Consider the following 20,420-nt stretch of genomic DNA (forward strand, 5'->3'; position numbering starts at 1 on the left):
TTTTTTATGCGCCCAGGAAACGCTCCACCAGCCGCGCCCAGTACGCCGCGCCCACCGGGAGATTCTTGTCGTTGAAGTCGTAATGCGGGTTGTGGACCATGCAGCCGTCCTCGCCCGCGCCGTTGCCCAGACGCAGGAACGAACCCGGTCGCTTCTGCAGCATGAACGCGAAGTCTTCGCTGCCCATCAGCAGATCCGCGTGCGCGACGACGTTCTGCTCGCCGACCAGTTCACGCGCGACCTGAATCGCGAATTCCGTCTCCGCGTCCGAGTTCACGACGACCGGATAGCCTTCCAGATACTTGACCGTCGCGCTCGCGCCGTAGCTGGCTGCCTGAGCTTCGACCAGTTCCCTGATGCGGCGCTTGAGCAGTTCGCGCACTTTCGGGTCGAACGAGCGCACCGAAAGTTCGAGCGTCGCGCGATTCGGGATGACGTTGTTCACCGTGCCCGCGTGCATCGAACCGACGGTGACGACGGCAGGCTGCGCCGGATCGACATTGCGCGCGACGACGGTCTGCAGCGCCATCACGATGCTCGCCGTGACGACCACCGGATCGACCGACAGATGCGGCCGCGCCGCGTGGCCGCCCACACCCTCGATCACGATCGACACCTGATCGCCCGCCGCCATGAACGGCCCCTTGCGGAACAGGAACGTGCCTGGCTCGGCGCCGGGATGGTTGTGCACGCCGAATACGGCGTCGCAATGAAAGCGCTCGAACAGCCCTTCCTCGATCATCTGCTGCGCGCCGCTCGGCACGCCGTGCTCTTCCGCCGGCTGAAAGTACAGATGCACCGTGCCGTTGAAATTGCGCGTGCGCGCGAGATGGCGCGCGGCGCCGAGCAGCATGGTCGTGTGGCCGTCGTGGCCGCACGCGTGCATCTTGCCGTGCGTTTCGCTCGCCCAGGGCTTGCCGCTTTGCTCGACGATCGGCAGCGCGTCCATGTCGGCGCGCAGGCCGATGCTTTTCTTCCCGCCGCCCGCTTTCAAAGTGCCGACGACGCCAGTGCCGCCAACGCCTCGCGTGACCGTCCAGCCCCATTCTTCCAGGCGGTCGGCGACGAGCGCCGCGGTGCGCGTCTCTTCGTACGACAGCTCCGGATGGCGATGAATGTCGTGACGGATATCGCGCAATGCAGGCGCGTCGTCGGAAAGATCGGCGATTACGGTGAAGCGTTGGTCGGACGGGGTCGTCATGGAAAAGCCCTTGCAGATAAACGGAAAACGGCGCACATGATCCTCCACAAGCGCGCGCCTCGCCAGTTCCGCGTGCGATTTTTTCTCTGGCGACAATCGAACCGCGGTAATTTCAGCGCAAAAACCGCTCGATGACGCCAGCCAGTTTTTCGAACGCCGGCGCGATTTCCTCGTCCGGCACGCACGCATAGCCGATCAGCAAACCGGATTCCGCGTCCGGCCGATGCGCGTAATAGCCTGACAAGGGCCGCACCACGATTTCCTCAGCCAGCGCGCCGGCGGCGAGCGCGCGATCGTCGACATGGTCCGGCAGTTTCAGCACCAGATGCAGGCCGGCATCGCCGCCGGCGATCGAAAGCGTGTCGCCGAAACGCGCGGCGATGGTCGCGAGCATGGTGTCGCGCCGCTGGCCGTAGAGCGCGCGCATGCGCCGGATGTGCGACGTGAAATGCCCCTGCTCGATGAATTCCGCGAGCACGGCCTGCTGCAACAGCTGACCTTCGCGATAAAGCTCGGCGCTCGCCATGGCGAAACTCTCCGCGAGCGCTTCCGGCACGACCACATAACCGATCCGCAGCCCCGGAAACAGCGTCTTGCCGAAACTGCCGACGTAAATCACCTGACCGCCCGAGTCCATGCCCTGCAACGACGCGAGCGGCCGGCTGCCGTAGCGGAATTCGCTGTCGTAATCGTCCTCGATGATCCAGCAGCGATGCTGCCGCGCATATTCCAGCAGCATTCTGCGGCGCGCGAGGCTCATCACCATGCCGAGCGGATACTGATGCGAAGGCGTGACGAGCATCAGTTTCGGCGGCGCGGCGAGATCGGCGGGCGTCGGCGCGATGCCTTCCGCATCGACGGGAATCGCCTTCAGGTCGAGCCCGGACACCTGCAGCACGCTGCGCACGCCCCAGTAGCACGGGTCCTCGGTCCAGATCGTGTCGCCGGAATCCGCGAGCAGGCGCGCGGCGAGATCGATCGACTGATGGATGCCGGTCGTCACGACGATCTGCTCCGGCGCACACCGCACCGAACGCGACGTGCGCAGATAGTGCGCGAGCGCGTGACGCAGCCCCGGATGGCCGCCGCCCGGGGCGTAGGTCAGCAGATCGGGCAATGGCTTGCGCCAGTATTTCGCGTGCAGACGGTTCCACACGCGCGACGGAAACCGCGACACGTCCGGCACGCCAGGCATGAACGCGCCGCCCTGCCGCTTCGAGACGCCCGCGCCCGCGATCAGCCGCGCGCCGCGGGTCGAGAGCGCCGAATCGGTGCCGGAAGGTGCGATGGCAGCGGGCGGCGCGTCGTCGAAGAGGATTTCGTCGGGCGTGCTATCCGCGACGAAGGTGCCGCGCCCCGTCGCCGACGACACATAGCCTTCGAGCGCGAGCTGCTCGTAGACCTGCGTCACCGTGTTGCGCCCGACCCCGAGTTCCGCCGCGAGCAGCCGCGACGACGGCACTTTCGCGCCGGCGGCGAGCTCGCGCGTGAGGATCGCCTGCTGCAGAAGCCGGTGCAATTGCCGGTAGATCGGCTGGCCGTTGCTGCGGTCGATGCGCTGCGCCAGCCAGTCGGAGAGCACGCTTGCGCGGATCGACATCGAATTGGCTCCTATAGATTTATTGAAATGGCTCTGAACTTGAGGGCCAAATCTTACTATAGTCGTCTCTAAATTCAGTCGGCCGATGCGGCCACCACCGACATGCGCCCCGCGCGAAGGAGATTCCCGTGAGCACCACCCTCAAGAACGCCGACCTGCAAGCCCGCAAGAACGCCGCGACCCCGCGCGGCGTGGGCGTGATGTGCGATTTCTACGCGGCGCGCGCCGAGAACGCCGAACTGTGGGATGTCGAGGGCCGTCGCTTCATCGACTTCGCGGCGGGCATCGCAGTGTGCAACACCGGGCATCGTCATCCGAAGATCGTCGAGGCGATTCGCGCGCAGCTCGATTGCTTCACGCATACCGCGTATCAGATCGTGCCTTACGAGTCGTATGTGTCGCTGGCCGAAAAGATCAGCGCGCGCGCGCCGGGCTCGCATGCGAAGAAGACCGCGTTCTTCACGACGGGCGCGGAAGCCGTCGAGAACGCGGTGAAGATCGCGCGCGCCGCGACGGGCCGTCCGGGCGTGATCGCCTTCACGGGCGGCTTTCACGGCCGCACGCTGATGGGCATGGCGCTGACGGGCAAAGTCGCGCCGTACAAGATCGGCTTCGGGCCGTTCCCGTCGGACGTGTTCCATGCGCCGTTCCCGAATCCGCTGCACGGCGTGTCGGTGGACGATTCGCTGCGCGCGATCGGCCATCTGTTCAAGGCGGATATCGAAGCTGCGCGCGTCGCGGCGATCATCTTCGAGCCGGTGCAGGGCGAAGGCGGCTTCAATCAGGCGCCCGTGGAATTCGTGCGCGGCCTGCGCAAGATCTGCGACGAACACGGCATCCTGCTGATCGCAGACGAAGTGCAAACCGGCTTCGCGCGCACCGGCAAGCTGTTCGCGATGGAGCATTACGGCGTCGTGCCGGATCTGATGACAATCGCGAAGTCGCTGGCGGGCGGCATGCCGCTGTCGGGCGTCGTCGGACGCGCGGAGATCATGGATGCGGCCGCGCCGGGCGGATTGGGCGGCACGTATGCGGGCAATCCGCTGGCCGTGGCAGCGGCGCATGCTGTGCTCGACATCATCGACGATGAAAAGCTCTGCGAACGCGGTGCGGCGCTCGGTGACAAGCTGAAGGGCAAGCTCGAAGCGCTCAAGGCCGATGTGCCGCAGATCGCCGAGGTGCGCGGGCCCGGCGCGATGGTCGCGGTGGAGTTCTGCAAGCCCGGCTCGCACGATGCGGATGCCGCTTTCGCGAAGCTCGTGCAGACACGTGCGCTGGAGCGCGGGTTGTTGCTGCTCGTGTGTGGGGTCTATTCGAACGTGGTTCGTTTCCTGTTTCCGCTCACCATTCAGGATGAAGTTTTCGATGAAGCGCTTTCCATTCTCGAGGAAGTGTTGACGGAGACGGTTGGCGCGACGGTTTGAATGGTTCGCCGACAATTCCCGACCACCCGACGCCGCAAAGGATCCGCACACCAATGAATCTGAAAGACCAGCTGAAAGACCCGACGCTGCTGCGTCACGCCGCCTATATCGACGGTGAATGGCAGCAAGCCGACAACGGCAAGACATTCGACGTGGTGAATCCGGCAACCGGCGAATCGCTGGGCGCGGTCCCGCAAATGGGCGCATCGGAAACGCGCCGCGCCATCGACGCCGCCAACGCCGCCTGGCCCGCCTGGCGCAAGAAAACGGCAAAGGAACGCGCCGCAATCCTGCGCCGCTGGTTCGACCTGATGATGGCGAACGCCGACGATCTCGCCCTCATCCTGACGAGCGAACAAGGCAAACCGCTCGCCGAAGCCAAGGGCGAAATCACCTACGCCGCGTCGTTCATCGAATGGTTCGCCGAGGAAGGCAAGCGCGTTGCGGGCGATACGCTCGCCACGCCCGCCGCCGACAAGCGCATCGTCGTGACGAAGGAGCCCATCGGCGTCTGCGCAGCGATCACGCCGTGGAACTTCCCCGCCGCGATGATCACCCGCAAGGTCGGACCCGCGCTCGCGGCCGGCTGCCCGATCGTCGTGAAACCGGCCGAAGCCACGCCCTTTTCCGCGTTCGCGCTCGCCGTGCTCGCCGAGCGCGCGGGAATCCCGAAGGGCGTGCTGAGCGTGCTCACCGGCGATCCGAAAGCGATCGGCGGCGAAATGACCGGCAACCCGATCGTGCGCAAGCTGTCCTTCACCGGATCGACCGCGGTCGGCCGGTTGCTGATGGCGCAAAGCGCGCCGACGGTCAAGAAGGTCACGCTGGAACTCGGCGGCAACGCACCCTTCATCGTGTTCGACGACGCCGATCTCGACGCCGCCGTCGAAGGCGCGATCGCGTCGAAGTATCGCAACAGCGGGCAGACCTGCGTGTGCACGAACCGCTTCTACGTGCATGAGCGCGTCTACGATGCCTTCGCGCAGAAAATGGCGGCGGCCGTCGAAAAACTGAAGGTGGGGCGCGGCACCGAGAGCGGCGTCCTGCTCGGGCCGCTCATCAACGAAGCGGCAGTGCAGAAAGTCGAGTCGCATATCGAAGATGCGCTTGCGAAAGGCGCGTCGCTTGCATCGGGTGGCAAGCGTCACTCGCTCGGTCATGGGTTCTTCGAGCCGACCGTGCTGACGGGCGTCACGACGGACATGAAAGTGGCGAAGGAGGAAACCTTCGGACCGCTCGCGCCGCTCTTCAAGTTCTCATCGGACGATGAAGTGGTGCGGCTCGCCAACGACACCGAGTTCGGCCTCGCCGCGTATTTCTACAGCCGTGACATCGGCCGCATCTGGCGCGTGGCGGAAGCGCTCGAGTACGGCATGGTCGGCATCAATACCGGACTGATCTCGAATGAAGTCGCGCCGTTCGGTGGCGTGAAGCAATCGGGGCTCGGGCGCGAAGGGTCGCACTACGGTATCGATGACTACGTCGTCATCAAGTATCTCTGCATGGCGGTCTGATCGCGCTGCATCGCGCGGTATCCAAAAAGCCCCGGCGGTCATGCCGGGGCTTTTGCTGTCGGAGCGCCTCGATGCTCGGCGCTTCGCGTCGTCCGGGCTCGCCTGCACCGCCATCGCCGACACAAATACGGCGTGAACCGTGTCACCCTTCTCAAGCCGCTCGGCTGCAAATTCGGGCGACAGTTCGAGCATGCCCGCCAGAATCACGGAATCGCCTGCCAGGCCACGCATCAGCAGAGTACGGCTGACGGCGTCGACCTGGGCTTGAATCGGGGCTGCCCGCTTTGAACCGATTCGGCGGTCTTCACGAGTCGGCATCGCAGGCTCCTCGCCCACGTCAAAAGGCACGGCCGCCGGCGAACCGGTAAAATCCGCTCCATATCCGGCGCGGGCGCACACCACCCGTTTTTCCGCCGCTTCTCCGATCTCTCAGGGGCGCTATGCGACGCTCGGCATTCTTCCTTCGCTTCATCGGCATCGGCGTTCTGTTTCACATCTATGTCGGCGTGCGGCTCATCCCGGATGCGCCTGTCGGAATGCCGCTGAAAGTGCTGGCCGCCGTCCTGCTCGCGGCATCGGTCATTACGATTCCGCTCGGCATGGCGGCACGTCAGATCGAACCGCAGCGGCTGGCCGATCGCCTCGCCTGGTTCGGCTTGACAGCGCTCGGCTTCTTCTCGTCGCTGCTGCTGCTGACTTTCGCCCGCGATGTCATGCTCTTCTTCGTGCACCTCGCCGACTGGTTGCGCGGCGCGCCCGTGGGCTCGCCGGTGCTGGTCGCATACAGCGCGCTCGCGGTGCCGTTCCTCGCCGTGCTGCTCTCGGGAATCGGCTTTTACAACGCGCGGCGTCGCGCGCCGGTCGTGAGCGTGGACGTGCCCATCGACGATCTGCCCGCCGCGCTCGACGGCTTCACGATCGTGCAGATCAGCGACATTCACGTCGGACCGACGATCAAGCGTCATTACGTGGAGCGCATAGTCGCGGCCGTGAACGGGCTGGAGCCGGATCTGATCGCCGTGACGGGCGATGTCGTCGACGGCACGGTGCCCAATCTCGCCGATCACACGCGCCCGCTCGCCGACCTCACCGCGCGGCACGGCGCGTTTCTCGTGACGGGGAATCACGAGTACTACTCGGGCGCGGACAAATGGATCGCGGAGTTCCGCCGGCTCGGGCTCAACGTGCTGCTCAACCAGCATGTCGTGCTGGATCACGACGGCGCGCGGGCCGTCATCGCGGGCGTCACGGATTTCAGTGCGGGCAGCTTCGATCCCGCGCACCGGAGCGATCCCGCGAAGGCGCTCAGCGGCGCCCCTGCCGACGCCAGCGTGCGCGTGCTGCTCGCCCATCAGCCACGAAGCGCCACGGCGGCGGCGGAAGCAGGCTTCACGCTGCAACTCTCGGGACACACACACGGCGGCCAGTTCCTGCCTTGGAACTTCTTTGTGCGCCTGCAGCAGCCGTTCGTCGCCGGACTGGTGAAGTTCAACGGTCTCTGGGTCTATACGAGCCGGGGCACCGGCTATTGGGGACCGCCGAAGCGGCTCGGCGCACCATCCGAAATCACGCGCGTTCGCCTCGTCGCCGCAACGGCCGGCTGAGAACGCCGTGCCCGACAGGCGCGAGAGTGGAAGCTTTCAAGGGAAGGAGTGGACGCGCGGTCTTGACACCACGCGTCCGGCGCTCGGGGAAAAGCGCAACGCCTGAACACGGGAATGATCGGGCGTTCCCCGTTGGCGAGCGGGGCCCCGCCAGCGAGTACCGAAAAATTAAGGGAACGACGAACCGACGACCACCAGAATTTTCCGAAAGCGCCACGCGCGCCTTCAAATCTACTTCGAAGCCTTCTCCTTGCTCACGACCTCCACCCGGACGGTCGTGCCCCTCGCAAGTGCGGCCGCCTGCCGGGCATCGCTCGCGCGCACTTCGATAGGCAGGTTGTCGGCGTCCTTGAGCATGACGACGCCCGATGCGGAATCGACACTCGTCACTTGCGCGACGAAGCGCTTGTCCCCGGGAATGGCCTCCTGAAGCTTCTCTTGTCCGACCGGCGTCAGCGTGACAGGCTGCAGGGCCGAACTCTTGATGCGCGTACCGAGCGGCAGCTTGTCGAGATCGTGCATGTCGGCACTCACGTTCAACTGCGTCTCGACCCCTTGCGCATTGGCAATCGTCACGCGATGCGCGGCGACATCGACCGCCTTCACCTCGCCGATGACCTGCACGACCAATTTCCCTTCGATGTGCGGCGCAGTCCGCGCCGCCATTGCGCATTCACCGCCCAACGAGATCAGGGAAGCTGCAACGATCATCCCCAGCGTTTTGATTTTCATGATTTTCTCCATTGTCATCGAACGAAGCGCCGCGCAACACGCCTTTCGTGCGCGCGTCCGCTTCGCAACTACAGTGGCGGATTGTGCCCGTCAAAGCTGCCGTCTCTTTATGTCGGACTGCAAAATTTTGTGCCGAATGAATCTGATCGTTGCGAGACTTGCAATGCGTTGTTACTTCTTCGCCGATACGGCCGCCGGCGTCGTCGCGTAGACGCTCTTGTGCGGCGGCGTGCCCTCGCGCGGCCAGTCGGAGCGTGCGTCGAAGAACCATTCCGCACGCTCGCGGCCCTTGCGGATCAACGCGTGGATGAGCGCCGGATTGCGATCGAGTTTCGAAGCATAGTCGAGCGGACCAGGATAATCCTTCGCGTCGAGATGCATCTGCACGACGCGTATTTTGATCGGCTTGTAGCGGCTCGACAAAGATTCATCGGCGGCTAGCATCTGGTTGACGCGCGTCAGGAAATATAGCTCCTGGCCGAGCGCGAGGTTGCCGGAAAGCTCGTTGCGCCGGTCGATGATCTCGTTCATCGATTCGGGCAGTTCGCGCCGACGCTGCGGATTGATCTGCACGACCCAGATCTCGTCGGGGCGCCGGTCGAGCGTGAAGTCGGTGAATTCGCGCACTGGCGGATTGCTGCTGAACAGACCGTCCCAGCACAGGCGGCCGTCCGCCGCGACCGCTCGATAAAGCGGCGGCACCGCAGCCGAGGCGACCAGTTGATCCTGATCGAGTTTTTCGCCGGGAAAGATCACGCGGTCGCCGCTGCGCACATCCGTCGCGCCGATAAGCAGTGTCGGCTTCGCACGCCGCTCGGCCTCCTTCGGCAGCGACGCGAACGGCAGATATTTGTCGAGCAGTTCGCGCAGGCGCTCTTCCGCGACCGGCGGATAAAGATACGGGCTGATTTCCGCGTTGATCGGCAGGCGCGCGTACCAGGTGCCGACGGCATTGGCGACGATATCCGGGCCATCGCGCGCCTCCAGATCGTTCCAGAAACCCGCGAGGCGCGTGATCGCGTCCTTGGGGCCGCCGAGCAGGAGCCCCGCCCACGCGAGCGCGCTGCACATCGCGCCGCCGGACGTTCCCGAAAGCGCGACCAGCTCGAAACGCCGCACGAAATCATCGCTCAGGAGCTGCTCGAGCACGCCCGCGGCGAACGCCGCGTGGCTTCCGCCGCCCTGACACGCAATCGCTACCTTCAGAATCGCCGCCATCGCTGCACCTCGTGCGCCCCTCGATATCGGGGCGTTCGCTACAGGATAGGCGACGCGCGCCTCTATGCCAGCGCCGCGAGCACCTGTTCCGTCGAACGGATGCGGCCGATGCGCGGAAAGATGAACCGGCAGGTGGATTCGTGCGTGTCGGCGTTGAGGTCGCTCATCGCATCCTCGACGAAAATCTGCTGATAGCCGCGCTCGTGCGCGCCGCGCGCGGTCGAATCGACGCCGATGGCCGTGGCGATGCCGCCCAGCACGATCGTCTCAATGCCGCGCCGCCGCAGTTGCGAGTCCAGGTCGGTGTTGTAAAACGCGCCCCATTGCCACTTGGTGACGACGATATCCGACGCCTGCACGCCGAGTTCCGCGCACAGCTCGCTCCAGCCTTGCGGCTCGGGCGATTCCTGGGCTTGCCCCGCGTCGGTGATCGGGCGCAAGCCGCCGGGCCCGTTCGGAAACGCCACCTTGACGAGCACGACCGGCGCGCCGAGCGCCCGGAAGCGGTCGGCGAGCGCGCGCGCGTTGGCGAGCACGCTGGCGGAATCGTGCGGCTGCACGGGCAAGTCGGCAATGCCGGCCTGGAGATCGATCAGCACGAGCGCGGTTTTCGCGGCATCGAGCTTGAGTTCGGGTGCGTTCATGGCGATGTGAGGGGAAAGGTTGATCCGGAGCAGCGCGTCACGCTTCTTCCTGCTGAAAGACCAGCGCCGCGCCGTTCATGCAATAGCGCAAACCGGTGGGCTTCGGGCCGTCGTCGAAGACATGGCCGAGATGTCCGCCGCAGCGCCGGCAATGCACCTCGTTGCGCATGTGGCCGGTCGCATCCGCGTGCATCGCGACGGCGCCGTCGACGGGCTTCCAGAAGCTCGGCCAGCCGGTGCCACTGTCGAATTTCGTCGCCGATGAGAACAGCGAAAGGCCGCAGCCCGCGCACGCGTAGCTGCCCTCGCGCGCTTCCTTGAGCAGCGGGCTCGCGAATGGTGGTTCGGTGCCGCCGCGCCTGAGCACGCGGTACTGCTCGGAGGTCAGACGACGACGCCATTCGGTGCTGCTGTGGTCGATCTCGTACGCTCTGGCGGGCGCCGAAGAGCCGGCCCCGCCCGCGAACGCGGCGGCCATCACGCCCAGAAAATTGCGCTTCGTGCGTCTCATGATCTTCATCCGATAAACGCTATCCTGCCCCGCCCCGCTTACGATTTCAGCCGGTATCCCGTCTTGAAGATCCACGCGACGATCGCGATGAACACCGCAAGAAAGACCAGCGTCATGCCGAAACTCACGCCGACCTGCACGTCCGCGAGCCCGTAGAAGCTCCAGCGAAAGCCGCTGATCAGATAGACGACCGGATTGAACAATGCGACCGTCTTCCAGAACGGCGGCAGGATGTTGATCGAATAGAAGCTGCCGCCGAGGAACGTGAGCGGCGTGACGATCAGAAGCGGAATGATCTGCAGCTTCTCGAAGCCGTCAGCCCAGATGCCGATGATGAACCCGAGCAGACTGAACGTGACCGACGTGAGCAGCAGGAACACGATCATCCAGACGGGGTGATCGATTCTGAGCGGCACGAACAGGCGCGCGGTCAGCAGGATGATGAGCCCGAGGATCACGGACTTGGTCGCGGCCGCGCCCACGTAGCTCACGACCAGCTCGAAATACGACACGGGCGCCGAAAGCAACTCGTAGATCGTGCCCGTGAACTTCGGAAAATAGATGCCGAAGGACGCATTGGCGATGCTCTGCGTGAGCAGCGACAGCATCACGAGGCCCGGCACGATGAACGCGCCGTAACTGATTCCGTCCACTTCCGGAATGCGCGAGCCGATCGCCGCGCCGAACACGACGAAGTAAAGCGACGTGGAAATGACCGGCGACACGATGCTCTGCATCAGCGTGCGCCCGGCCCGCGCCATTTCGAAACGGTAGATTGCGCGAACAGCGTATAGATTCATTTGGCTTCCCGGACGAGGCTCACGAAAATATCTTCGAGCGAGCTTTGCGTCGTTTGCAGATCCTTGAAACGCACGCCGGCTTCGTCCACGTGACGCAGCAGCGCGATGATGCGGCCCGGCTCGTCCTGGGCATCGTAGGTGTAGGTGAGTTCGCTGCCGTCGGCGGCGCGGACGAGGCCATAAGGCACGAGCGGCGCGGGAATTTCATCCAGCGGATGTTCGAGCTGCAGCGTGAGCTTCTTCTGCCCGAGCTTGCGCATGAGTTCGCGCTTTTCCTCGACCAGCACGATTTCCCCTCGGTTGATGACGCCGATGCGGTCCGCCATCTCCTCCGCTTCCTCGATGTAATGCGTCGTCAGGATGATGGTCACCCCGTTCAATTGCAACTCGCGCACGAGGTCCCACATGTCGCGGCGCAGTTCGACATCGACGCCGGCGGTCGGCTCGTCGAGAAAGAGGATTTCCGGCTCGTGCGCGAGCGCTTTCGCGATCAGCACGCGACGCTTCATGCCGCCCGACAGCGTCATGATCTTGTTGTCCTTCTTCGCCCATAGCGACAGCGACTTCAGCACCTTCTCGACGTACGCCGGATTCTTCGGCCGTCCGAACAGCCCGCGGCTGAACGACACGGTCGCCCAGACGGTTTCGAAGGCGTCGGTGGTGAGCTCCTGCGGCACGAGGCCGACCATCGCGCGCGCAGCGCGATAGTCCGTGAGGATATCGTGACCGGCGACGGTGACCTTGCCCTCGCTCGGATTGACGATGCCGCAGACCGTACTGATGAGCGTGGTCTTGCCCGCCCCGTTCGGGCCGAGCAGCGCGAAAATCTCGCCGCGCCGGATCTCCAGGTTGACGTTCTTGAGCGCGTGGAAGCCCGACCCGTAGGTCTTGGACAGGTTGGAAACGGTGATGATGGTCGGCATGGCGTGGACGATAGCAGATACCGCGCGATCCGGCTTGGTCGGCGGGGGTCGTCCGTTCGGCCAATGGTGGACGCGCACGGGCCTGCCTAAAATGGACATCCTCGAAAGGAGCCGACATCATGCTGTTCGAACAGATCCAGACCACCTGCCTCAACGACGCGGACCTCCCGTGGGTGCCATTCACGCCATATAGCGAACGCGTGCTGGTCAAGTATTTCAAGCTCGACCCGGTTCGCGGCGAGGTCATCGCGCTGATGAAAGCGCCGGCGAAAGGACAGATGCCACGGCATCGCCATACCGGCACCGTGATCGTCTACACCGTGCAGGGGCGCTGGAAATATCGCGAGCACGACTGGATCGCGGAGCCGGGCAGCATCGTGTACGAGACGGCGGGATCGAGCCACACGCCCGAGGCGCTGGCAACGGATGCGGACGGCGCGGACATCGTCACGCTCAATATCATTCAGGGTGAACTGCTGTTCGTGAACGACGCCGGCCAGATTCTCGCCGCCGAAAACTGGAAAAGCGGCTGGGACCGTTACGCTGCCTTTTGTCATGCAAACGGCATCGCGCCTAAAGATCTGACGGCTTTCGGATGATTCATCGGATCGCTGGTTAGAATCGATCCCTGAACGCGCCTCGACGCGCTTTCTACTATTTCGGGTTTGCCGGCCGTTCGAGCCGGCGCATCACTTGGAGGAGCAAAAGCATGAAGATTCAGACCGTCGGCATCGTCGGCGCGGGAACCATGGGCAACGGCATCGCGCAGGTCGCGGCCGTCGCGGGCTTCAAGGTCGTGCTGATCGACGTCACCGACGCCGCGCTCGCGAAGGGCATCAAGACGCTGACCGGCAGCCTGGACCGGCTCGTGTCGAAGGACAAGCTGCAGGCATCCGCGCGCGACGCGGCGTTGACGCGCATCGAAACCTCGACCGACTACGCGCGCCTGTCGGAGGCCGACATCGTGATCGAAGCCGCGACGGAAAACGCCGAACTCAAGAACCGCATCCTGAAGCAGATCGAGGAAGCCGCGCGCGCCGACGCGATCATCGCGTCGAACACGTCGTCGATCTCGATCACCGCGCTCGCCGCGCAGCTCGGCACGCCCGAGCGCTTCATCGGCATGCACTTCTTCAATCCGGTGCCGCTGCTGCCGCTCGTCGAAGTGATCCGCGGCGTGCAGACCAGCGATGAAACCGCCGCCGCCGTGCGCGAACTGACCGAGAAGCTCGACAAGTCGCCCATCGGCGTGCGCAATTCGCCGGGTTTCGTCGTCAATCGCATTCTGGTGCCGATGATCAACGAAGCGTTCTACGTCCTCTATGAAGGCGTGGCGAGCGCCGAGGAAATCGACGCGGGCATGAAGCTCGGCGCGAATCATCCGATCGGACCGCTCGCGCTCGCGGACCTGATCGGCCTCGACGTGTGCCTCTCCGTGATGGACGTGTTCCTCAAGGACTTCGGCGATTCGAAGTACCGCGCGTGCCCGCTCTTGCGCGAACTCGTCGCGGCGGGACGACTCGGCCGCAAGACGAAGCGCGGCGTATATCAGTACGATTAAGCAGCGTCGAAATCCAGCACCGGTCCGGCGGGCACGATGCCCGTCGGATTGATCGTGCGGTGGCTCTCGTAGTAGTGCCCCTTGATGTGCTCGAAGTTCACCGTCGGCGCGACGCCGGGCATGCTGTAGATCTCGCGCGCGTATTTCGACAGATGCGGATAATCCGCGATGCGCCGCAGATTGCACTTGAAGTGGCCGACATACACGGCGTCGAAACGCACGAGCGTGGTGAAGAGCCGGATGTCGGCTTCCGTGAAGCGCTCGCCCGTCAGGTAACGCCGTTCGCTCAGACGCGCTTCGAGAAAGTCGAGCGTGTCGAAGAGCGGCATCACGGCTTCCTCGTAGGCGGCTTGCGTCGTCGCGAAACCCGCCTTGTAGACGCCGTTGTTGAGCGTGTCGTAGATGCGCGCGTTGAGGGCGTCGATTTCCTCGCGCAGTCCGGCCGGGTAATAGTCGCCCTGCTTCGCGCCGATATCGTCGAACGCGGAATTCAGCATGCGAATGATTTCCGACGACTCGTTATTCACGATCGTCCCGCGCGCCTTGTCCCAGAGAATCGGCACGGTCACGCGTCCGGTGTAGTGCGGATCGGCGGCGGTGTAGACCTGATGCAGGAAGCGCGCGCCGTTGACCGGGTCGGGCACGACGCCCCGCGCGTCGTCGAAGGTCCATCCGTGTTCGAGCATCAGCCAGTTCACGACCGAGACGCCGATCATTCCTTCCAGCCCTTTCAGCGCGCGCATGATCAGCGTGCGATGCGCCCACGGGCACGCGAGGCTCACATACAGGTGATAGCGCCCCGTCTCGGCCTTGAAACCGCTTTCGCCGTCCGGGGTCACCCAGTGGCGGTATGCCGCTTCCTTGCGCACGAAACGCCCGCCGGCGGATGCCGTGTCGTACCACTTGTCCTGCCATTTCCCGTCGACCAGAAGTCCCATTTCATTCTCCTTGAGGGCCGCGGCGCAAGAGACGCGCCACGGCATCGATGCTTGTCAGTTCGAGTTCGATGAAGGCGCGTCGATGAAGCGCACCAGTTGCGCCATCGTCGCATCCGGCGCTTCCTCCATCAGCCAGTGTCCCGCGCCCGGCACGACCACGCCTTGCACGTTGGTCGATACGAGCTTCGCCTGATCGATTAGGAACGTGCCCGAGGCGCGCTCGCCGGCAAGAACGAGCATAGGCATCGGCAGCGGCGTCTTTGCGAACACGGCGAAATCGTCGGCATCTTGCGTGAACGCGTGGAAATACTCGAAGCCCGCGCGCATCCGGCCGCTGCGCGCATATTGCGCCGAATAATAATGGCGATCCGCCTCGCTCACCGAATGCGCGGCATCGGCGGCGAAGTCGTTCCAGAAATGCTCGAAAAAGACGCGCTCGCGGCCGCGCACGAGCTTTTCGGGCGTGTCGCCGTAGAAGTTGAAGTGCCATTTGTCGCGCAGCAGCCAGACTTTCTGCCAGTCGCCCACGCCCGGCAGGAACGCGTCCATCAGCACGATGCTTTCCACTTCGTCGGGATATTGCGCGGCGTACGCGTAGGCGACCATCAATCCGATGTCGTGCCCGACCAGCTTGACCTTGCGATAGCCGAGCGCATGCACCATCGCGTGAATGTCCTGCGCCAGCGTCTTCTTGTCGTAACCCGAAGCAGGCATCGCCGAGCCGCCCGCGCCCGGCAGATCGGGCGCCAGCACGACGCGCTCGCCTGCAAGACGCGTCATCAGTGGCTGCCACATGTGGCTCGTTTCGGTGTAGCCGTGCAGCAGCACGACGGGCGTCGCGTCGCCGTGTCCGGCTTGCAGATAGTGAATGTCGATGCCGTTCGCGTCGATCGTGCGCGACTGGATCGCTGCTGCGGCGGCGACCGGTTGCGGCGCGCGCGGCGCGTTGGCTGCATGCGCCGACGGCAGCAAGGCGGCGGCGGCGAGCAGCGCGCCGGTCACGCGGCGCATCGTGTGCAGGAAGGTTCTCATCGTTCAGCTCCGTCGAAGGTTGGGTTGTTCCGATGAGCTTCATGTTGGACCGCCGCCGCGCTTTTGCCGTACGATCCGGACGATGCACTCGTTCGATGGAGTCGAACATGTTGTCAGAGGACGAACTCTCGCTGCTCGACGCGATCCGCGAAACCGGCAGCCTGTCGCGCGCGGCGGCGCGGCTCGGCAAGGCGCCGTCCACCGTGTCGCACGCCGCGCGGCAACTCGAAACGCGCTTCGATGCGCTGCTTTTCGACCGCCGCCGCTATCGCCTGCAACTTACGCCCGCCGGCCATCTGCTTGCCGACGAAGCCGCGCGCCTGATGCTCGACGTGTCGCGGCTCGCGCAGCGCGTCAAGCAGATCGCGAGCGGCTGGGAAGACCGGCTGTGGATCGTCTGCGACGAAATCCTCGAATTCGAGACGCTGTTGCCGGTCGTGCAGACCTTCGACGCGCTCGACTCCGGCGTTCTGCTGCGCGTCACGCACGAGGTGCTGAGCGGCACCTGGGAAGCCCTGCGCGACGGCCGCGCCGATCTGATCGTCGGCGCCACCAACGAGCCGCCCGCGATTCCCGGCCTGCGGTGGTTCGAGCTCGGCGTCATGCAATGGGTGTTCGCGGTGTCGCCGCGTCATCCGCTCGCGAAGGCGGACGGGCCGCTGAAGCGCGAGCAGATCGCGGCGCATCGCGCGGTCGTGGTGGCGGATTCGTCGCGTTCGGCGGGGCGCGCGTACGGCGTGCTCGGCGGACAGGCCGCGCTCGCCGTGCCGACCATGCGCGCGAAGATTCTGGCGCAGCGGCAAGGGCTCGGCACGGGCTGGGTGCCGCGTCAGCGCGTGGAATCGCTGCTCGCGCGCGGCGAGCTGATCGAAAAGGAAACCGCCGATCCGCGCGAGCCGAACGTGCTGTATGTGGCGTGGCGCGGCGATCACGAGGGGCGCGCGTTGCAATGGTGGATCGAGCAGTTGCGGCAGCCGCGTCTGGCTCAAAGGCTCGTCGATGGCGTCGATGCGTTCGCCTGAGCCCATCATCGACGCGACGTAAAAGCTCGTTACAAATTCCGCGCGCATCGAGCGACGGAAACGCCGTGTCCGCACCGTTCAAGCTCTCGTCGCAACCCTCAATCGACGGGATCATCATGACAAGAACATGTTCGCCGCTGCGCGCGGCGCTTTCCGCGGCCGTGCTCGCGCCGGTCGTCGCCATTTCCTTCGCCGCCCTGCACAGCGCTCCGGCCGATGCCCAGGAAGTCATCATCGCGCCGTCCGCGCCGCCGGCGCCGCGCGTCGAGGCGCCGCCGCCGCCGCGCGCGGGCTACGCGTGGGACCCGGGCCACTGGCGCTGGGATCACGGCCGCTATGTCTGGGCGGCGGGACACTGGCGGCCGGTGCACGCGGGCTATCGCTGGGTGCCGGGACACTGGGTCCAGCACGGCCCGAACTGGCGCTGGGTTGAAGGACACTGGGCCTGAGTTCATCGCAGGAGACCGGCGCCGCCGCGGCCGTGACATTCGACCCGGCGGCGCATTCAGGCTTTCGAACCGAGGTGGCCCATCATGCTGAAGGCATTGCTCGCCGCGGCGCTCGTGGCGATGACGCTCGCCGGCTGCGTCGTTTATCCGGCGCATCCTGTCTACTATCGCGGGCCGGTCGTCGTTTACTGAGGATGCGGACGCCAGCGCACGCGCTCGCCCTGCAACCCGTCCGAAATGCGCAACGAAACCCGACACCACTTTGAAAGAAGAAGATCCGGATACCGCGCTCATTGCCCGCGTCGGCAATCGGGAACCGGGAGCGGTCCGCGAGATCGTCGCGCGCAAGCTCCCGCGCATCGTCGCGCTCGCGGCGCGCATGCTGGGCGACCGTAGCGAGGCCGACGACGTGGCTCAGGAAGCGTTCCTGCGCATCTGGAAAATGGCGCCGAAATGGCGGCCGGGCGCCGCGCGCTTCGATACCTGGCTGCATCGCGTGACGCTCAATCTGTGTTACGACCGCCTGCGCCGTCATCGCGAGACGTCCGTGTCCGACGAATTTCCCGAACAAGCCGATCTCGCGCCGCTGCCCGACGAACGCATGGAGGCGGCGCACGCGAACCAGCGCATGCAAAAGGCGCTCGCGACACTGCCCGCGCGCCAGCGCGAGGCGCTGGTGCTGCAGTACTACCAGGAATTGCCGAACGCGCAGGCGGCCGAACTCATGGGCGTGAGTGTCGACGCGCTCGAAAGCCTGCTTGCGCGAGCGCGCCGCAATCTCAGAACCGCGCTCGCGCAGCCCGACACGCCCGGCGGCGACGCCCCGAAGGAACATCGATGACACCCGAACGATTCCGCCAAATCACCGAGGCTTACGGCGCCGCGCCGGAGCGCTGGCCGGAAGGCGAACGCGCGGCGGCGCTCGCGCTCGTGCAGGCAGGCGATGCCGACGCCCTCTCCGCGCTCGCCGACGCCCGCGCGCTCGACGGCCTGCTCGACGCCCACGCGGTCAAAGCGCCGAGTCCGGCGCTCGCGCGGCGCATCGTCGAATCGGCGCCTGCGCGGCCGGCGCGCGCCTTCTGGCGGCGGCCGCGCATCTGGTTCTCGGGCGCGGGCTTCATCGGCGCGGGCGCAGCGGGCGTGGCGGCCGGCGCGCTGCTGGTTTCCCTGCTGGCTCCCGCACCCGCGCCGGGCGAAAACCCGCACGCCGGCTGGTCCGAGCAATCCTATTCCGGCACGGCCTTCGGCGGCGCCCTTTCAGACTGGAGCGATCAATGAGTCCACGCACGCTCAAGACACTCGCGGCGGTGTCGCTCGTGCTGAATGTGTTTCTGCTCGGCTCGATCGCGGGCGGCGCGTATCGGCTGTTCGCGCATCAAAAGGCCGATGTCGCGCAGCAGCAGCGCGGCATTCGCTTCGCCGCCGCCGATCTTTCCGCCGAGCGCCAGCAGCAGTTGCGCGACGCCCTGCGAAGCACGCGGCGCGAAAGCCTGCCGCTGATTCGCGAGGCGCGCGACGGACGCATCGATCTCGCGCATATTCTCGCCGCGCGGGACTTCGACCGCACAGCGCTCGACGATGCCCTGAAGCGCACGCGCGACGCCGATATCGCGTTGCGTGCGCGCGTCGAGGGCACGGTCGCGGATTTCGCCGCGACGCTCACGCCCGATGAACGGCTGAAGCTCGTTGGCGCGATGGAGCGTTACGGTCCGCTGCGCGCCGTGCCGCCCGGCGAGCGGCCACGGCAATAATCCGGCGACGGATTTCAAGCGCGCACGCGTTTAACCCGCATCGAGCACTTCGGAGCACGCCATGGCCATCGCGCCGCAACTCTCGCCTGCCGCCATCGCGGTCAATCGTTTCGGACTCGGCGCGCGTCCGGGCGAGCCGCTGCCCGCCGATCCGCGCGGCTGGCTCGCCGAACAGGCCGATCCCGCACGAAGCGCGTATCAGCCGATGCCGCCCGCCTTGAGCGATCAGCCCACGAGCGCCGCGCTCGCCGCGCAGTTCGCCGACCGCCAGCGCGCACTGCGCGACGCGAGCGACGCCGACAGGCCCGCGGTGCGCAAGCAGTACGGCGAGCAGATCCGCAGTGCCTACCGCACTGCCGTCGACGCCCGCATGGCGAGCGCGCTCACGACGGGCACGCCGTTCATCGAGCGGCTGGTGCATTTCTGGGCGAATCACTTCGCGGTGTCGATCGAAAAACCGCCCGTCGCGATGCTCGCCGGTTCGTTCGAAAACGAGGCGATTCGCCCGCATGTGCTCGGGCGCTTCGAGGACATGCTGATCGCCGTCGAGCGGCATCCGGCGATGCAGATCTTTCTCGATCAGCCGCGCTCGACCGGCCCCGACAGTCCCGCCGCGGAACGCGCCGCGATGCGCAATCCGGAGCGCCGGCCCGGTCTCAACGAAAACCTCGCGCGCGAGATCATGGAGCTGCATACGCTCGGCGTGCGCAGTGGCTACACGCAAGCCGACGTGACCGAGTTCGCGCGCGCGCTGACCGGCTGGAGCCTCGGCGCGATGACGGCGAAAGCGGCGAACAATCCCGGCGATCCGGTGCCGCCCGGTCAGTTCGTGTTCCGGGCGCGGCTGCACGAACCGGGTGCGCGCACCGTGATGGGCCGCCAGTACGCGCAGACCGGCGAAGCCCAGCCGCTCGCCGTGCTGCATGATCTGGCGAACGCACACGCGACCGCGCGGCATATCGCGGACAAGCTTGCGCGCCACTTCGTCGCGGACACGCCGCCGTCCGCGCTCGTCGACCGGCTCGCGAACGTCTTCAGCGAAAGCGGCGGCCATCTGCCGTCGGTGTATCGCGCGCTGATCGACGCGCCCGAATCGTGGCCGGATGCGCCCGCCAAATTCAAGACGCCGTGGGACTGGACGGTTTCGTCGCTGCGCGGGCTCGGTCGCACCGACCTGCAGGGCATGCACGTTGCGCCGCTGCTCACGCAACTGGGTCAGCAGGTGTGGCGCCCCGGCTCGCCCGCCGGTTACGACGACATCGCCGCGAGCTGGGCCGCGCCCGATGCGCTGGTGCGCCGCGTCGAACTCGCGCAGCGCTTCGCCGCGCGCTTCGGCCAGTCCGGCGGCGACCCGCTCGACGCCCGCGCGCTCGGTCCGCAATTGCTGGCGGGCTCGTTGTCCGAACCGACCGCGAACGCCGTGGCGCGCGCCGAAAGCGCGCCGGCCGCGCTCGCCCTGCTGCTCGTTTCGCCCGATTTCCTGAGGAGATGAACCC

At 65.8% G+C, this 20,420-nt stretch carries 21 protein-coding genes; 11 read left to right on the forward strand and 10 right to left on the reverse strand.

Annotated features, from left to right (window positions below):
- Positions 1 to 4 precede the first annotated feature (4 nt).
- Entirely contained in the window at positions 5 to 1,201 is a 1,197-nt protein-coding gene (locus AWB79_RS24295) for a M20 aminoacylase family protein (RefSeq protein WP_061170101.1), read from the reverse strand.
- Positions 1,202 to 1,313: 112 nt separating this feature from the next.
- Positions 1,314 to 2,795 (reverse strand): MocR-like pyridoxine biosynthesis transcription factor PdxR, encoded by a 1,482-nt coding sequence (gene pdxR, locus AWB79_RS24300; protein WP_198399090.1) that lies wholly within the window; start codon positions 2,793 to 2,795, stop codon positions 1,314 to 1,316.
- Between the two features lie 134 nt (positions 2,796 to 2,929).
- Between pdxR and gabT the strand changes: the two genes are divergently transcribed.
- The 3 genes from gabT (at position 2,930) to AWB79_RS24315 (ending at position 7,343) form a co-directional block, all read left to right on the forward strand.
- Positions 2,930 to 4,225 (forward strand): 4-aminobutyrate--2-oxoglutarate transaminase, encoded by a 1,296-nt coding sequence (gabT, locus tag AWB79_RS24305; RefSeq protein ID WP_061169990.1) that lies wholly within the window; start codon positions 2,930 to 2,932, stop codon positions 4,223 to 4,225.
- A gap of 53 nt (positions 4,226 to 4,278) precedes the next feature.
- Positions 4,279 to 5,739, forward strand: a complete 1,461-nt coding sequence (locus tag AWB79_RS24310; RefSeq protein WP_061169991.1) for an NAD-dependent succinate-semialdehyde dehydrogenase — start codon at positions 4,279 to 4,281, stop codon at positions 5,737 to 5,739.
- A 440-nt stretch (positions 5,740 to 6,179) separates the two neighbouring features.
- On the forward strand, positions 6,180 to 7,343 hold the full coding sequence (locus AWB79_RS24315) for a metallophosphoesterase (RefSeq protein WP_061169992.1): 1,164 nt from the start codon (positions 6,180 to 6,182) through the stop codon (positions 7,341 to 7,343).
- Positions 7,344 to 7,574: 231 nt separating this feature from the next.
- On the opposite strand, the gene AWB79_RS24320 is transcribed toward AWB79_RS24315, so the two are convergent.
- The 6 genes from AWB79_RS24320 to AWB79_RS24345 form a co-directional block, all read right to left on the reverse strand.
- Positions 7,575 to 8,075 carry a hypothetical protein gene (locus AWB79_RS24320; RefSeq protein WP_157695834.1) on the reverse strand — a complete coding sequence of 167 codons (501 nt, stop codon included), beginning with the start codon at positions 8,073 to 8,075 and terminating at the stop codon, positions 7,575 to 7,577.
- A 171-nt stretch (positions 8,076 to 8,246) separates the two neighbouring features.
- A complete protein-coding gene (locus AWB79_RS24325) occupies positions 8,247 to 9,293 on the reverse strand; it encodes a patatin-like phospholipase family protein (protein ID WP_061169994.1) in 1,047 nt (348 codons plus the stop codon).
- A 62-nt stretch (positions 9,294 to 9,355) separates the two neighbouring features.
- Complete coding sequence (locus AWB79_RS24330; RefSeq protein WP_061169995.1) at positions 9,356 to 9,937, reverse strand: hydrolase; 582 nt, start codon at positions 9,935 to 9,937, stop codon at positions 9,356 to 9,358.
- Positions 9,938 to 9,974: 37 nt separating this feature from the next.
- On the reverse strand, positions 9,975 to 10,457 hold the full coding sequence (gene msrB / locus AWB79_RS24335; RefSeq protein ID WP_061169996.1) for a peptide-methionine (R)-S-oxide reductase MsrB: 483 nt from the start codon (positions 10,455 to 10,457) through the stop codon (positions 9,975 to 9,977).
- A 29-nt stretch (positions 10,458 to 10,486) separates the two neighbouring features.
- Positions 10,487 to 11,248, reverse strand: coding sequence for an ABC transporter permease (locus AWB79_RS24340; RefSeq protein WP_061169997.1), 762 nt, complete (start codon positions 11,246 to 11,248; stop codon positions 10,487 to 10,489).
- On the reverse strand, positions 11,245 to 12,171 hold the full coding sequence (locus AWB79_RS24345) for an ABC transporter ATP-binding protein (protein ID WP_061169998.1): 927 nt from the start codon (positions 12,169 to 12,171) through the stop codon (positions 11,245 to 11,247). Before AWB79_RS24345 ends, AWB79_RS24340 begins: the two co-directional genes overlap by 4 nt.
- Before the next feature lie 119 nt (positions 12,172 to 12,290).
- Between AWB79_RS24345 and AWB79_RS24350 the strand changes: the two genes are divergently transcribed.
- Together AWB79_RS24350 and AWB79_RS24355 are read left to right on the forward strand one after the other, a co-directional pair.
- The gene (locus AWB79_RS24350) at positions 12,291 to 12,770 is read left to right on the forward strand and encodes a 2,4'-dihydroxyacetophenone dioxygenase family protein (protein ID WP_061169999.1); all 480 of its coding nucleotides are present in this window, start codon (positions 12,291 to 12,293) and stop codon (positions 12,768 to 12,770) included.
- A 110-nt stretch (positions 12,771 to 12,880) separates the two neighbouring features.
- Positions 12,881 to 13,732 (forward strand): 3-hydroxybutyryl-CoA dehydrogenase, encoded by an 852-nt coding sequence (locus AWB79_RS24355; RefSeq protein WP_061170000.1) that lies wholly within the window; start codon positions 12,881 to 12,883, stop codon positions 13,730 to 13,732.
- On the opposite strand, the gene AWB79_RS24360 is transcribed toward AWB79_RS24355, so the two are convergent.
- Positions 13,729 to 14,670, reverse strand: coding sequence for a glutathione S-transferase family protein (locus AWB79_RS24360; protein WP_061170102.1), 942 nt, complete (start codon positions 14,668 to 14,670; stop codon positions 13,729 to 13,731). The genes AWB79_RS24355 and AWB79_RS24360 overlap by 4 nt on opposite strands.
- Positions 14,671 to 14,724: 54 nt before the next feature.
- Positions 14,725 to 15,702, reverse strand: coding sequence for an alpha/beta fold hydrolase (locus tag AWB79_RS24365; protein ID WP_061170001.1), 978 nt, complete (start codon positions 15,700 to 15,702; stop codon positions 14,725 to 14,727).
- Positions 15,703 to 15,809: 107 nt separating this feature from the next.
- Between AWB79_RS24365 and AWB79_RS24370 the strand changes: the two genes are divergently transcribed.
- The 6 genes from AWB79_RS24370 to AWB79_RS24395 all read left to right on the forward strand — a co-directional run bounded on the left by AWB79_RS24370 (position 15,810) and on the right by AWB79_RS24395 (position 20,416).
- Positions 15,810 to 16,724, forward strand: coding sequence for a LysR family transcriptional regulator (locus tag AWB79_RS24370; protein WP_061170103.1), 915 nt, complete (start codon positions 15,810 to 15,812; stop codon positions 16,722 to 16,724).
- Between the two features lie 116 nt (positions 16,725 to 16,840).
- Positions 16,841 to 17,173 (forward strand): YXWGXW repeat-containing protein, encoded by a 333-nt coding sequence (locus tag AWB79_RS24375; RefSeq protein WP_061170104.1) that lies wholly within the window; start codon positions 16,841 to 16,843, stop codon positions 17,171 to 17,173.
- Between the two features lie 166 nt (positions 17,174 to 17,339).
- Complete coding sequence (locus AWB79_RS24380) at positions 17,340 to 18,014, forward strand: RNA polymerase sigma factor (RefSeq protein ID WP_082862456.1); 675 nt, start codon at positions 17,340 to 17,342, stop codon at positions 18,012 to 18,014.
- On the forward strand, positions 18,011 to 18,451 hold the full coding sequence (locus tag AWB79_RS24385; RefSeq protein WP_061170003.1) for a hypothetical protein: 441 nt from the start codon (positions 18,011 to 18,013) through the stop codon (positions 18,449 to 18,451). Before AWB79_RS24380 ends, AWB79_RS24385 begins: the two co-directional genes overlap by 4 nt.
- Positions 18,448 to 18,924, forward strand: a complete 477-nt coding sequence (locus tag AWB79_RS24390; protein WP_061170004.1) for a periplasmic heavy metal sensor — start codon at positions 18,448 to 18,450, stop codon at positions 18,922 to 18,924. The genes AWB79_RS24385 and AWB79_RS24390 overlap by 4 nt, the downstream gene beginning before the upstream one ends.
- Positions 18,925 to 18,985: 61 nt before the next feature.
- Positions 18,986 to 20,416 carry a DUF1800 domain-containing protein gene (locus tag AWB79_RS24395; RefSeq protein WP_061170005.1) on the forward strand — a complete coding sequence of 477 codons (1,431 nt, stop codon included), beginning with the start codon at positions 18,986 to 18,988 and terminating at the stop codon, positions 20,414 to 20,416.
- Positions 20,417 to 20,420 lie beyond the last annotated feature (4 nt).

Origin of the sequence: Caballeronia hypogeia (assembly GCF_001544875.2) — a bacterium.
Taxonomy (GTDB): Bacteria; Pseudomonadota; Gammaproteobacteria; order Burkholderiales; family Burkholderiaceae; genus Caballeronia; species Caballeronia hypogeia.

What these genes read in the sequence shown, in the direction of transcription:
- AWB79_RS24365 (WP_061170001.1), bottom strand. Translation starts at nt 15,702, where the DNA reads ATGAGAACCTTCCTGCACACGATGCGCCGCGTGACCGGCGCGCTGCTC.
- AWB79_RS24355 (WP_061170000.1), top strand. Translation starts at nt 12,881, where the DNA reads ATGAAGATTCAGACCGTCGGCATCGTCGGCGCGGGAACCATGGGCAAC.
- AWB79_RS24325 (WP_061169994.1), bottom strand. Translation starts at nt 9,293, where the DNA reads ATGGCGGCGATTCTGAAGGTAGCGATTGCGTGTCAGGGCGGCGGAAGC.
- AWB79_RS24360 (WP_061170102.1), bottom strand. Translation starts at nt 14,670, where the DNA reads ATGGGACTTCTGGTCGACGGGAAATGGCAGGACAAGTGGTACGACACG.
- AWB79_RS24395 (WP_061170005.1), top strand. Translation starts at nt 18,986, where the DNA reads ATGGCCATCGCGCCGCAACTCTCGCCTGCCGCCATCGCGGTCAATCGT.
- msrB (WP_061169996.1), bottom strand. Translation starts at nt 10,457, where the DNA reads ATGAAGATCATGAGACGCACGAAGCGCAATTTTCTGGGCGTGATGGCC.
- AWB79_RS24385 (WP_061170003.1), top strand. Translation starts at nt 18,011, where the DNA reads ATGACACCCGAACGATTCCGCCAAATCACCGAGGCTTACGGCGCCGCG.
- AWB79_RS24340 (WP_061169997.1), bottom strand. Translation starts at nt 11,248, where the DNA reads ATGAATCTATACGCTGTTCGCGCAATCTACCGTTTCGAAATGGCGCGG.
- AWB79_RS24350 (WP_061169999.1), top strand. Translation starts at nt 12,291, where the DNA reads ATGCTGTTCGAACAGATCCAGACCACCTGCCTCAACGACGCGGACCTC.
- AWB79_RS24375 (WP_061170104.1), top strand. Translation starts at nt 16,841, where the DNA reads ATGACAAGAACATGTTCGCCGCTGCGCGCGGCGCTTTCCGCGGCCGTG.
- AWB79_RS24330 (WP_061169995.1), bottom strand. Translation starts at nt 9,937, where the DNA reads ATGAACGCACCCGAACTCAAGCTCGATGCCGCGAAAACCGCGCTCGTG.
- AWB79_RS24310 (WP_061169991.1), top strand. Translation starts at nt 4,279, where the DNA reads ATGAATCTGAAAGACCAGCTGAAAGACCCGACGCTGCTGCGTCACGCC.
- AWB79_RS24345 (WP_061169998.1), bottom strand. Translation starts at nt 12,171, where the DNA reads ATGCCGACCATCATCACCGTTTCCAACCTGTCCAAGACCTACGGGTCG.
- AWB79_RS24320 (WP_157695834.1), bottom strand. Translation starts at nt 8,075, where the DNA reads ATGAAAATCAAAACGCTGGGGATGATCGTTGCAGCTTCCCTGATCTCG.
- AWB79_RS24390 (WP_061170004.1), top strand. Translation starts at nt 18,448, where the DNA reads ATGAGTCCACGCACGCTCAAGACACTCGCGGCGGTGTCGCTCGTGCTG.
- AWB79_RS24295 (WP_061170101.1), bottom strand. Translation starts at nt 1,201, where the DNA reads ATGACGACCCCGTCCGACCAACGCTTCACCGTAATCGCCGATCTTTCC.
- AWB79_RS24315 (WP_061169992.1), top strand. Translation starts at nt 6,180, where the DNA reads ATGCGACGCTCGGCATTCTTCCTTCGCTTCATCGGCATCGGCGTTCTG.
- AWB79_RS24370 (WP_061170103.1), top strand. Translation starts at nt 15,810, where the DNA reads ATGTTGTCAGAGGACGAACTCTCGCTGCTCGACGCGATCCGCGAAACC.